We start from the raw sequence: 12,992 nt of genomic DNA, 5'->3' as shown, positions 1-12,992 counted from the left end.
AGCCGCTTAATAGTAAGGACTTATCACTCGTTCAATTACGCATTTAAAGAAACAGCTTCTTCGATTTTGTTTGGTGGGATAAATCCATTTAAACGGTGGATTTCTTCGCCGCCTTTGTAAAGTACAAGTGTTGGCGTTTGTTGTACATCACGGTCAAAAAAGAAGTTTTCGCCCATTTCTTCTAATTTTACTTTTAATACTTTTACTTTGCTTGCGATTTCAGAGTTTTTGAATTCAGCAAACGAAAGATCAAGCATTTTACAATTAGGACAATTATCTTTCCAATAGTCTACATATACTAATTCTTCCCCATTAATATGAGCTTGGAACTCTTCAGGTGATTTAATTTCAATACTTGTCATTTGATTCCACTCCTTAACGCTAAAATTTTCTTGACCCAATTGTCTATGTCAGCCACATCTTGCTCGGTGTGTGGCATTTGTTCTATTTTTAAGGTTGGGTAGCTTGTGCCGAAATATTTGGCCATTCGGTCGACAGCTCCGCAATAAAAATCCATACCCCATTGTGTTTCCCCAGTGCCAAAAATGGCTACATTCTTGGGCTTTACGGCTAGTTCCGCGATAAAATCTTTCATATCTGGCGGTGTTCTTCCGTAGTCGACTGTCCATGCCCCCAACACGTACAAGTCAAAATCCTCATCAAGCGGATACGAAGCGGAAGGAGATACACGTAAGGACACAACTTCGTGCCCTTCGCTTTGTAATATCTCTTCAATTTCATCCGCTACCATTTTGGTGTTCCCGCTTAGAGAATCATAGGCTAGCAAGATTCTCATAAATCGTCGAATCCGTTATCCATATTCGTTTTTTTATAGCTTGAATTGCGCATTTCGAAAAAGTCTGTTTTTGTTTCTGTAAAGTTATCTGCGTAAGCTTTAATCCATGTCATTGTGTTGTCACTATGTCCTGGATAAAGTTCTGGAATACCAAGCATTCCTAACATTTTGTTGGCACGGTATTTCACGTAATCAACCATTTCTTCCACATCAATACCTTCAATACCTTGTAAAACCTCTTCGGACCATTCTGTTTCAAGTTCAACAGCGTGGCGGAAAGCTTCATGCGTATATTCCACTAACTCGTCTGTTTGTAATTCTGGGTTTTCTCCAAGGATTGCTCGGATTACTTCAGAAATAAATTTCGAGTGAGCTAATTCATCACGATTGATAAAGCTAATGATTTTCCCAGTTCCTGTCATTTTATTTTGACGAACAAGGTTGTAGAAGTAAGCAAAGCCACTGTAGAAATTGATACCTTCTAAAATAGAAGATTGAATCAATGCTTTGACAAGTGTTTCGCCCGTTTTGTTATTCATGAAATCGTCGTATGCTGCCATGATTGGCTCGTTACGTTTAATGATTGTCGGATGTGTTCTCGCCAGTTCAAATACGCGATTTTGTTCTTGTAAGTTCGTAATAGAAGCAAGTACATAAGAGTAACTTTCATTATGGATTACTTCTTGTTGCCCGATAATCGCTGCGTTTGCATGTACAGCTGGATCGGTAATGTATTCCGCAATATTGTAAATGAAACGTGTTTGCGGAGAATCAAGTGTTGCGAGTAGGCCAATAATTGCATCAAAAGCATATTTTTCTTCTTCTGAAAGATTCGGATATTGTTTCGCATCACTTTTCATATCTACTTCATCTGGAATCCAGTAGTTAGTAGAAAGTTCTTTATATGCACGGTAGAAAGAAGGATACGGGATATCATTCCAATTCAAAATCCCACTAGTTTCTCCGTTTATGATTGAAGTAGAACGATTAGGAAATAACGGTTCTAAAATTTTAATACGAGTAAGTTGTTCTTTTTGGTTAGCCATCGAGGCAAGCCCTCCCTTTCATTTTTGCGTTATTCGTAAAGTGTTTAGAGATTTATCAGCTTGAGCACCATTCGCACTCTTCTACGTCGATATCGTTTGAGCGGACATAGTAAGTCGTTTTTAAGCCTTCGCTCCAGGCAGTCATGTGTAGTTCAAGTAATTTACTTGCTTTAATACCACTTGGTACGTAGAAGTTAAAGCTTAGCGATTGGTCTACGTGACGTTGACGGCGACCATTTTGACGAACACTTGCGAATTGGTCTACTTTGTAAGCACCTTTTTCGTAGTATGGGTATGTGCTTAAGTTTAAGTCTGGCGCGATTACTGGACGACGGTAATCTTTTTTCTCTTCATAGTAGAACGCACTGTAAATCGGATCTATGGAAGCAGTCGAACCAGCAATTTGAGCTGTACTCATATTTGGCGCTACAGCTACAAGGTACGCGTTACGTAAGCCTTTTTCTGCTACTTCTTTCGCTAATTCTTGCCATTCAGCCGAATTATAGTTACGACGCGCGAAATATTCTCCCGTGTTCCAGTCGCTTCCTTTGAAGACTTTGTAAGCACCTTTTTCTTGCGCTAGTTTGTTACTTGCGCGAATAGCTAAATAGTTGATTTGTTCATATAATTCATCGGCATATTTCTCAGCTTCTTCTGAGTCCCAAGCGATATTTTTAAGCGCAAGTAGGTGATGCCAACCGAATGTTCCAAGTCCGATAGAACGGTATTTTTGGTTTGTAATTGTTGCTTGTGGTACTGGTAGTTCGTTTAAGTCGATAACGTTGTCGAGCATACGTACTTCTACTTCGATTAAACGTTCTAACGTGCCTTCTTCTTCCGCCACAACTGCGCGACCTAAGTTAACAGAGGATAAGTTACATACAACAAAATCTCCCGCTTGTTTAGTAATCACGATTTGATCACCAGAAATAATTTCTTGGATCATTTTTGTTGGACTCATATTTTGCATGATTTCTGTACATAAGTTACTAGAATAAACCATACCTTCGTGTTTGTTAGGGTTCATTCTGTTTACTTCATCACGGTAGAACATGAATGGGTTACCTGTTTCAAGTTGACTCACCATCACGCGTTTCATAATATCAATTGCTTTAACGATTTTTTTACTGATTGTTTCGTCAGCTACTAATTCATCATATTTTTCACGGAAAGTACCTTCACCTTTTGTTTCATCGTAGAAATCTTGTAGGTACCAGCCTTTTTTCGCTTTTACTTCATGTGGATCGAATAAATACCACTCGCCACGACGCTCTACAGCTTCCATGAAAATATCAGGAATACAAACAGCCGTAAATACATCATGTGCGCGTAAACGTTGGTCACCATTGTTTAAACGTAAATCAAGGAAAGATTCGATATCTTTATGGAAAACGTCTAAATAAACTGCAATTGCGCCTTTACGTTGACCTAGTTGGTCCACGCTCACTGCCGTATTGTTTAATTGTTTAATCCAAGGAATAACGCCACCACTTGCGCCTTTTACGCCGCGGATAGCTGCTCCTGTTGAACGAACGTAACCAAGATATGCGCCAACACCACCGCCGTGCTTAGAAACTCTAGCCACGTCTGTATTGCTATCATAAATACCTTGCAAGCTATCATCTACTGTATCAATGAAACAACTAGATAATTGACCGCCAACTTTTCCTGCGTTTGCAAGTGTTGGTGTTGCTACAGTCATATATAAGTTACTTAAAGCCCAGTAAGCTTCTTCTACTAATTTCATACGTTTTTCTTTTGGTTCATTTTGCATTAAATAAAGTGCGATAGTTAACCAACGTTCTTGTGGTAACTCATACACATTGCGTTCGGAGTCAGTTGCTAAATAACGAGTCGCAAGTAAATACAAACCGTTATACGTAAATAATTTATCTTTCTCAGGGTCAATTAATTTCCCTGCTGTAATCAAATCTTCTTTAGAATAGTTTTTTAGGATATTGCCGGAATAAATACCGCGCTCGCCTAAACTTTCTTGAAGTCCAACGTACGAACCATATTTATCATCATCATTATAAAAACGATTTTTACTCGCTTTTTTATATAATTTATTTAAATAAAGGCGTGCCGCGAAATGTTCCCATTCAGGAATATGAATATCTGTGCGAGCTTCTGCTTCCCTAATTAAATAATCGACTAATTCGTCAGCCGCATAATCTTCCTTCTTTTCTACAAAATTAAAAACTTTACGTTTGTAATCTTCTAAATCAAGTTTCGGAAATTCTTCATGGATTTTCTCTAAATATCCATCCAATCGGCTTTTATCAAAAGGTAGCTTTCTGTTTCCCCCGTCTTTTACTATGTAAGTTGTCATTTGCAATCCCCATTTCATCCTTTTTTCCTCGTTGTAAAAATATCTGATTCATTTTGCGCTTTTCATTCGTCCGCTGAACTATTTGTGGTCGTTCCATGGAGCAAAAAAATTAACTTTTAAAGGAGCAAATTCCCCTGATAAAAGTTAAAAGGCGATGAAGCAATATTTCGCTTTCGATACTATATATAGTATAACTTTTTTTATGTGAATGCAAGATATAGTACTTTGATTTTTTAGCTAAAAAGAGCAAAACTCTGATTAAAACAAGGTTTCCGGCAAATAAAAAAATTTTTTCAGGCAATTGTGTGTTTTCGAGCATATTTTAACTATAAAAACACTACTACTTGTAGTGCCTATTTTTTTCACAGATTCTACATTTAGTAGTAAAAAAAATCGTTTTTTGTAACTTCACAATCTTTATGATTTCATTTCGTCACCATTCTGACAAAATTGTAAGATTAACGAAGGATTTTGTTAGTTAACAAACGGGATAAACTTGTCTTTTCATTGTAAACTTAATGTAATAAAACAAATCCAGAGAGGATGAAGGAGAAATGTTTAATAAAAAAAGAGGTTTAATCTTATTAGCTGCAGTTCTTCTCACTGTTTGCGCAATTTGGGAGTACGCGATGCCAACCGATGCCGCAGTAAAGTCCTACTACCTTAAAGTCGAAGCTACTGGAAAACCCGTTCAAAAAAATCAATTCAAAGGGTTCAAATATAACGCAAAAGTATATGATGATAAAGGAAAACAAAAACAACTAACTTTCTACTCCGAAAAAGAATTAACCAAAAACGACCAATTCAAAGTTCTCATCGGTGAAAACAAAATGGTCGTCAATTATAAAAAAATCAAAAATGTTCCCGATACAATGAAATATTTAGCAGAAGAATAAAAAACGCTTTGTTCTAGCCTTATCAAAAGGCTAAACAAAGCGTTTTATTTTTTATTAAGGTGTAACAATATTGAAGACTGGATTAAACTCATCAAGCAACGACGCGAATTCCGCAAATTTCTTCGCATCGCCTTCTAGTTTTACAGTTTGATCAGCGAAGGCTTCCTCAAAACTTTTCACGCCACCGAAAATATGATTAAACGTATCTCGAGTCGTTGTTAAAGTTAAGTCTGCTTTGTCGTCTGCTTCACTATCACGATAAATCAATACCGAATTATTTACGAGTAAATGATAATTTTCATCCACATCCGTCAACTTCCAATTCATTGAAATCCGTTTATCAATCGAACGTTCACCATTTAAACGAATGCCCATATAATCTAAAATCAAGTTAAACGGCATTCCTTCCACAATATCAAGCGTAACCCCAGAAATAACTTCCTCTGGCACAGAATTTCTCAGTTCATCCGCGCCAGCTAAAAAGACATTGCGCCACGGTCCTGATTCTGATTGGTAGCCAAGTTGTTCTAGCGCATCAGCAAGGAGGGCCCTCGCTTCCCCGTTTTCTCCGTCCGCGAAGACTGCATGTTTGACTACTTCCGCAACCCAGCGATACTCACCCGCTTCATATGATACACGCGCTTTTTTCAAAACTTCATCGATGCCGCCCATAAACTCCACATATTTTTTCGCGACATCTTCTGGAGGTAGTGGATAAAGATCGGCCGGATTACCATCATACCAACCAAGATAAAATTGATAAATGGCTTTAACATCATGGTTAAGCGTGCCGTAATAACCGCGTAAATACCATTTTTCTTCGAGGGCAGGAGGAAATTTCACCGCTTCTGCAACTTCAATCGCTGTCAGTCCTTTATTAATAAAATGAAGCGTTTGGTCATGCATATATTTATAAGCATCACGTTGGTGAATTAGCATATCATTGATTTCGTCATTTCCCCATGTTGGCCAGTGATGTTGCCCAATACACACTTCATATTGATTGCCAAATGCTCGAATAGCTTTATCAATATCTTTCCACCACTCATATGCATCACGAATTTGCGCGCCACGTAGCGTTAAAATATTATGCAAGTTATGCACGGCATCTTCGGCGATATTAAGTAATTTAAATTGCGGGAAATACATCATATGTTCGGACGGTGCTTCTGTATTAGGCGCCATTAAAAATTCCACTTCGATTCCATCAACAACCCGTTTTTCAAGGTCAAATGTAATCGTATCATTTGGCGCAAGTAGGGACATATGCCCTTTGGAAGCCGTTTTCCCAAGACCAGCATCTACTTGCCCTAATTTACCGCGTGATAAACGGCTACCGTACATATACTCAGCACGACGAATCATCGCGTTTCCGGCGAAAATATTTTCACTAACAGCTGCTTCCATGAATCCTTCTGGTCCAATTAGCGCAACTTTTCCAGAAGCGACATCTTCTTTACTAATAAGCCCCGCTACTCCGCCGTAATGGTCTGCGTGGGAATGAGTGTAAATAATCGCCTTAATTGGTTTTTTCGGACGGTGCTCATAATATAAATCAAGTGCCGCACGAGCTGTTTCAACGGACATCAATGTATCGGTAATAACTAAACCTGTGTCGCCTTCCATAATGGTCGTATTCGACATATCAAAACCGCGCACTTGGTAAACCCGGTCCGTTACTTTGAATAAACCATTCGTCATATTAAGCTGAGCGATACGCCACAAACTTGGGTTCACGGAGTCAGGTGCTTCTCCTTCAATAAAATTATAATCTTCTAAATCCCAGACTGCGTGACCATCTTCTGTGTCCACTTTGACATGATCCCAGGTTCCAATAAAGCCTTTCCTTGCATCATCGAAATCTTTCGTGTTCTCAAAAGGTAGTGCCTCTTTCACTTGATTATTCACTTTCTTTGTAAAAGTTGATGCTTCTTTAGGTAAGACTTTTTTCGCCATTATCAGTTTCCTCCTACATATTTTATTTGCATATACTTTCCTCCTATACCTCCATAAAATGGATTAAAACCTTTTGCTATTATTAGACTAAAAAAGGTAGGCTTGAGAGATTCAAGCCTACCTTTTTCACTTATTCGGATAATTTCTTTTTAGCGTCGCCGGCTTTATCTTCTACTTCGCCTTTCGCTTTTTGCGCTTTACCTTCTACTTGTTTGCCTTTATCATCGGTTGCTTTACCGAATTTGTCTTTGGCGTCACCTACTACTTTATCTTTCAATCCTTTTGCTTTGTCTTTCATACCTTTATCTTCACTCATTGGTTTTGCCTCCTAATTAGAATATTTTTCTAATGAAGAATCGCGTCTCCATATTAAGTGTTTTCCACATAATCAGAAGCTAAAACATCTTTTTCAGATAGAATGGATGGTTCGATTTGTCTCAGCCGCTTCAAATATGGCTTCAATCAATTTTAAAACTTGGTAAACTTCTTCGTTTTGAACGATGGGTTCACTGTCGTTATTTAATACATCCACAAAATTATTATAGAAAGAAGTTGGTAATTCGGCAGGAGCTGGAAGAGATAATGTATTGGTTGCTTCCTCGCTTGGTGGCGCCATTGTTTTTGTTAGTCCTTGACCCGCTTTAATTGGCGTTGGTTCAGACGTTTTAGCAAAGGCAGTCGGTTGGACGATTTCGCCGCTCAAATCCCAGTCATGGATAATACCGGTTCCTTCTGTTCCTTTGACATACCAACGAGGTAATTTGATAAAATTGGTTGTTCCTACTTCGATTTGCGCTGTAATACCATTTTCAAAGGTAATGAATGTTACAAAGCCATCATCGACTTCATCTCCGAGCGCGTAACTTAAATTAGCAGATACGGACTTCACGTTGCTGTCGACTAAGAATAACAATTGGTCAAGCAAATGCACGCCCCAATCGAGCACCATTCCACCACCATGCACTTTCAAATGGCGCCAATCTCCCGGAATGCCATTTGCGCCGTGAACACGCGATTCTAAGTGGAACATTTCGCCAATCGTTTTTTGTTCAAACATTGCTTTAATAATCAGGAAATCTTCATCCCAACGACGATTTTGGTGGACCATAAAGTGTTTATTTACTTTTTTCGCTACATCCATAATCGCTAGCAAATCTTCACTTGTCATCGTCACCGGCTTCTCGCAAACGACATGCTTACCTGCTTCGAGTGCACTAATCGCCAATTCTTTATGGCTATCATTTGGCGTCGCGATAAGAACAGCATCGACTTTTTCATCTGTTAAAACGGCTTCAAAACTCTCGTAGATTTTTAAACCTTTTTGGGCAGCGGCTTCGCGTTTTTCTTCGAGAATGTCGAAAACGCCATGAACTTCTAAATGATTAGCAGCCGATGCAAGCGTGACATGATAGCTTCCCATTCCGCCGTAACCAACAATAACTAATTGATATTTTTTCATTCTAAGACACCCCTTCTTATCGTTAAGCCCACCACATATCCAGTGGTTTGTCTTTAATTAAAATCGATTGTAAGTTTGTAACAGCGCGGTCGAAACCTTCATCAATCGACATTAATGGATCTTCGTGTTCGATGCTGACTACGTAATCGTAACCATATGTTCTAAGCGCGCTCATAATATCCGACCATTCTGTCAGACTATGGCCACAACCCACCGAACGGAATGTCCAGCTTCTCGTTTGCACATCGCCATATGGTTGCATATCAGTTAAACCATACATATTAATATTATCTTGATCCAGATAAGTATCTTTTGCATGGAAATGATGAATTGCGCCCGCTTTTCCTAAGATTTTAATCGCGCCAACTGGGTCAATTCCTTGCCACCATAAATGACTTGGATCTAAATTAACACCAATAGCATCATTCGTTTCTTCGCGCAATTTTAAAATGGTGTACGGTGTGTGGCATAAGAAACCACCGTGCAATTCGATGCCAATTTTGACGCCAGAAGCTGCTGCAAGCTCGCCAATTTCTTTCCAGTAAGGAATAAGTTTTGTTTCCCATTGCCACGTTTTAATATCGCTATAAACGGTCGGCCACGGAATAACCGGCCAGTTCGGTGCTTTGGCATCATCGCTATCACCAGCTGTTCCGGAAAATGTGTTCACAACTGGGACGTTCATTAAGGAAGCTAGTTTAATTGATTTGCGTAAAATTTCATCGGATGCCGCCGCTTCTGCTTTATTGGGCGAAATCGGATTATCATGACAACTAAATGCACTAATCGTTAATCCACGACTCGTAAATTTTTCCAAATATTCCTTGCGCGCTGCTTCGCTTGCCAAAAGTTCATCTGTTGGACAGTGGTGATTTCCCGGATTCCCGCCCGTTCCAATTTCTACTGCGTCAAGTCCTGCTGCTTTCACTTTATCTAACATTTCTTCTAATGGTAAATTAGCAAATAATGGTGTAAATACGCCTAATTTCATTTTTATTTCCTCCCTATTTTTTCAAGTGGTTGGTGATTTCCGTATGCTGGATAATTTTTCCGGCCTTCTGCGCACCAGTGGACGCCGTTAATAATGACTTGTTGGATATCCGGATGGTGGTAGGTTGGATAGGATTCGTGGCCTGGTTGGAAGTAGAAAATCCGACCGTTTCCTCTTTTGTACGTGATTCCGCTCCGGAAAACTTCGCCACCTTCAAACCAACCTAAGAAAATCAATTCGTCTGGTGTTGGGATATCAAAATGCTCGCCGTACATTTCTTCTTCATCGAGCTCGATAAATTCGCCGATTCCTTTAGCGATTGGGTGCGTCGGGTCAACTACCCATAGTCGCTCTTTTTCGTTTGCTTCACGCCATTTTAGGTCGCAACTTGTTCCCATTAAACGCATAAAGATTTTTGACATATGACCTGAATGAAGTACGACAAGCCCCATTCCTTCTAAAACGCGCTTTTGGACACGGTCGACGATTTTATCTTCCACACGGTCATGTCCCATGTGTCCCCACCAAATCAAAACATCCGTGTTCGCTAAAACTTCTTCCGTAAGTCCGTGTTCCGGTTCTTCTAAAGTAGCCGTTTTTGCATCAAGTCCTGCTTTTTCTAGAAAACTAGCAATTTGACCGTGAATGCCGTCTGGATAAATCGCCAGTACCGCATCATCTTCTTTTTCATGTAAAAATTCGTTCCATACTGTTACGCGTGTCATAATAATTCCCCTCCAATAAATTCGCTACATAGCTATAACCTTTGGCAACACTTGTTAGTGGTTCTTCCTCAAATGCTTCTTGCTCGATAACTAGCCATTTTGTTCCAGCGTCAAGCGCCGTTTTCACATAACCAGGAACATCAAGAATTCCCTCGCCGATAATCGTGCTTTCTTTGGTCGTGCTTGATTTATCTTTTATATGGACAAGTGGCACCCGGTTACGATATTTTTCGATAAAAGGAATAACACCAATGCCGGCGTGCTCTATCCAATACGTATCTAATTCGGCAACCATCTCCGGTACATTTTCAAGTAAAGCATCTAAAATAATCTCGTCATCCAATTTTTCTAGCTCATGGGCATGATTATGATAGCCAAATTGCATTCCCGTTTGTTGCACAGCTTTCGTAATCCCGCGAAGTTCCGCGCTGAATTCAAGCCATTCTTGTTTCGTTTCAAAATCTGCGTACGGACAAATAATATAGCTATTACCTAATTCACGCTCAAAAGCAATTACCGCTTCTAAATCCGCTTCCAGTTGTTCTTTACTTATATGCGAACCCGCAACCTCTAGTCCAAGTTCCACTAACTTCGCTTTAATTTCACTCGCAGATTTGCCGTAATAACCAGCAAATTCTACGCCGTCATAACCCATTTCCGCCACTTTTTCCAGCGTTCCAAAAAAATCATCCTCGCAAGCTTCCTGAACACTCCACAACTGCAAAGCTATTTTTGCTTTCATAAAGCTGAGTCCTCCTTAATTAAAATAAACTGGTTGACCTGTTTTAGATGATTCATAGATAGCTTCTAAAATTTGCGTTACAACAAGTGCTTGCTCTGGTTTTACAACAGGATCTGTATTATTCAAAATAGCTTCTAACCATTGTTCTGCTTCGATTAAAGCTGGGTCATCTCCTGTACCATCATAAAAGTCCACCCCGCCTGCTTCTAATTGAATTTTCTTTTCAAACATTTGGCTGTGTGCTTCGCCGTTGATCCGTAATCCGTCTTCCATATCTGCGCCGCCTTCTGTTCCAGAAAGAGAGGTTCTCGCTTCCCCAACATCTAATGTGTTAAGCGCCCAACTTGCTTCTAAAACAATGGTCGCACCGTTTTCCATCGTGATAAAACCAAATGCGGAATCTTCTACCGTAAATTTCTTCGGATCCCATGAGCCCCAAGCATTGGCAGCATTTTCTTTCTTCGCAAGTTGATGATAACTGTTTCCTACTACATATTTCGGTTTATAGTTATCCATCATCCAAAGTGTTAAATCAAGTGCGTGTGTTCCAATATCGATTAGCGGACCTCCACCTTGTGCTTCTTCATCTAAAAATACGCCCCAAGTTGGCACTGCACGACGACGAATTGCTTTTGCTTTTGCGTAATAAATATCACCTAGTTCCCCATTTTCGCAAACTTGGTGTAAGTAGTCAGAGTCTTTGCGGAATCTATTTTGATAACCAATTGTTAGCTTTTTGCCAGTACGCTCTGCGGCTGCAATCATGCTTTTCGCTTCTTCGGTCGTTTTTGCCATTGGTTTTTCGCACATAACGTGTTTTCCGGCTTCCATTGCCGCGATAGAAATCTCTGCATGAGAAATATTTGGTGTACAAACATGAATGACATCGATGGATTTATCTTGGAGTAATTCTTCATAATTTGTGTATACGCTTGCATTTTCGTTTCCAAATTCTTTTGCAGCTGCTTCGGCTTTCTCTAAAACGATATCGCAAAAAGCAACCATTTCTGCTTTTTCAGCTTTTAATAAACTTGGCATATGTTTCCCGTTTGCAATGCCTCCACAACCAATAATCCCAACTTTTAATGTCATAATAAAAAACCTCCAATAGTTTTGATAGTTACATCATACAAAACAACTGAAGGTAATTCTTCCTATTTTATTGCTTAATTATTCCCGTATATTGTCTTTCTGTATTTTAACGGCGCCACACCCATCGCCCGCTTAAACGCATGATGAAAGGTTTTCACGCTACTAAAACCAGCTAGCTCGGCCACTTCTGTTACTGGAAAGGCTTCATTTAACAGCATCCATTTTGCCTTATTCAGCCGATAATCATTTAAAAAAGTCACGAAAGTCATACCTGTATTTCGTTTAAAAAACTTAGTGAAATAATAGGTACTAAATCCAGTATAATCCGCCACTTCTTGCAAACTAACAGGCTCTTGGTAATGCTTTTCGACATAGGAAAAAATTTGATCTAATTTATGTAGGGTTTCTTGGGATTTGAGGACTGCTTCTTCTGAGATAACGCTATCCGGTTGCGTTTTTATTTGAGGAATTTCACGGTAGATTAAACCGATAATCGCTAGGAGATCGGCTTTAAGAATGTAGTGCTTGCCGGGACTTTCGCCGCTTGATTCGGCATGGATATTTATGATTAACGATTGCATTTTAGAAACCGTTTCTTCTGGCCATTCCCTGCTTAAATGCGCCATTTCTGTCAGTATTTCGCGCAATGTTTGGTTTTGACCGTCCATTTGCATTTCTTCTTGAAATAAACTTAAATCAAATTGAATCACGATACGTTCACTATTTGGTGAAGCTAGAAAATAATGAACATCGCCTCCATTAATTACTTGAATCTCGCCTTCTTTTAATTGAATTGGCATATCATTTACGCCAAGATTTAGGCTACCTTTTAGCGCATAAATAATTTCAATTTCTTTGTGCCAATGCGGATAAACGAGCACTTCGCCTTCATTGACAAACGAACGGAACGGAAAAGCTTTATTTAATTCTGGAATTTCCAAGTATTCACTCATAGTG

The 12,992-nt window shown here is 39.4% G+C and carries 13 protein-coding genes; 1 reads left to right on the top strand and 12 read right to left on the bottom strand.

Going from position 1 to position 12,992, the window contains the following annotated elements:
- Positions 1-35: 35 nt before the first annotated feature.
- The 4 genes from HCJ30_RS13315 to HCJ30_RS13300 are packed head-to-tail and all read right to left on the bottom strand — an operon-like array spanning position 36 to position 4,192.
- Positions 36-362 (bottom strand): thioredoxin family protein, encoded by a 327-nt coding sequence (locus HCJ30_RS13315; RefSeq protein WP_003722276.1) that lies wholly within the window; start codon positions 360-362, stop codon positions 36-38.
- A complete protein-coding gene (locus HCJ30_RS13310) occupies positions 359-796 on the bottom strand; it encodes a flavodoxin (protein WP_185392546.1) in 438 nt (145 codons plus the stop codon). Before HCJ30_RS13310 ends, HCJ30_RS13315 begins: the two co-directional genes overlap by 4 nt.
- Entirely contained in the window at positions 793-1,842 is a 1,050-nt protein-coding gene (locus HCJ30_RS13305; RefSeq protein ID WP_185392545.1) for a ribonucleotide-diphosphate reductase subunit beta, read from the bottom strand. The genes HCJ30_RS13310 and HCJ30_RS13305 overlap by 4 nt, the downstream gene beginning before the upstream one ends.
- Before the next feature lie 55 nt (positions 1,843-1,897).
- On the bottom strand, positions 1,898-4,192 hold the full coding sequence (locus HCJ30_RS13300) for a ribonucleoside-diphosphate reductase subunit alpha (protein ID WP_185392544.1): 2,295 nt from the start codon (positions 4,190-4,192) through the stop codon (positions 1,898-1,900).
- A gap of 536 nt (positions 4,193-4,728) precedes the next feature.
- Here HCJ30_RS13300 and HCJ30_RS13295 point away from each other — a divergent pair.
- A complete protein-coding gene (locus tag HCJ30_RS13295; RefSeq protein WP_185392543.1) occupies positions 4,729-5,070 on the top strand; it encodes a YxeA family protein in 342 nt (113 codons plus the stop codon).
- Between the two features lie 54 nt (positions 5,071-5,124).
- Here the strand turns inward: HCJ30_RS13295 and HCJ30_RS13290 are convergent, their stop codons facing one another.
- The 8 genes from HCJ30_RS13290 to gadR form a co-directional block, all read right to left on the bottom strand.
- Positions 5,125-7,026: an alkyl/aryl-sulfatase gene (locus HCJ30_RS13290; RefSeq protein WP_185392542.1), complete on the bottom strand. Its 1,902-nt coding sequence runs from the start codon at positions 7,024-7,026 to the stop codon at positions 5,125-5,127.
- Between the two features lie 130 nt (positions 7,027-7,156).
- Positions 7,157-7,342: a CsbD family protein gene (locus tag HCJ30_RS13285; RefSeq protein WP_008948472.1), complete on the bottom strand. Its 186-nt coding sequence runs from the start codon at positions 7,340-7,342 to the stop codon at positions 7,157-7,159.
- A 93-nt stretch (positions 7,343-7,435) separates the two neighbouring features.
- Positions 7,436-8,485 (bottom strand): Gfo/Idh/MocA family protein, encoded by a 1,050-nt coding sequence (locus HCJ30_RS13280; protein ID WP_185392541.1) that lies wholly within the window; start codon positions 8,483-8,485, stop codon positions 7,436-7,438.
- Between the two features lie 22 nt (positions 8,486-8,507).
- Positions 8,508-9,476, bottom strand: coding sequence for a sugar phosphate isomerase/epimerase family protein (locus HCJ30_RS13275; RefSeq protein WP_185392540.1), 969 nt, complete (start codon positions 9,474-9,476; stop codon positions 8,508-8,510).
- 2 nt (positions 9,477-9,478) lie between these two features.
- Entirely contained in the window at positions 9,479-10,201 is a 723-nt protein-coding gene (locus HCJ30_RS13270) for a ThuA domain-containing protein (protein ID WP_185392539.1), read from the bottom strand.
- Complete coding sequence (locus HCJ30_RS13265) at positions 10,164-10,943, bottom strand: sugar phosphate isomerase/epimerase family protein (protein ID WP_185392538.1); 780 nt, start codon at positions 10,941-10,943, stop codon at positions 10,164-10,166. The genes HCJ30_RS13270 and HCJ30_RS13265 overlap by 38 nt, the downstream gene beginning before the upstream one ends.
- Positions 10,944-10,958: 15 nt before the next feature.
- Entirely contained in the window at positions 10,959-12,035 is a 1,077-nt protein-coding gene (locus tag HCJ30_RS13260) for a Gfo/Idh/MocA family protein (RefSeq protein WP_185392537.1), read from the bottom strand.
- A gap of 74 nt (positions 12,036-12,109) precedes the next feature.
- Positions 12,110-12,988 carry an acid resistance transcriptional regulator GadR gene (gene gadR / locus HCJ30_RS13255; RefSeq protein WP_185392536.1) on the bottom strand — a complete coding sequence of 293 codons (879 nt, stop codon included), beginning with the start codon at positions 12,986-12,988 and terminating at the stop codon, positions 12,110-12,112.
- Positions 12,989-12,992: the final 4 nt, after the last annotated feature.

Source organism: Listeria cossartiae subsp. cossartiae, from assembly GCF_014224155.1.
Taxonomy (GTDB): Bacteria; Bacillota; Bacilli; order Lactobacillales; family Listeriaceae; genus Listeria; species Listeria cossartiae.
This window is presented reverse-complemented; position numbering and strand designations above follow the sequence as displayed.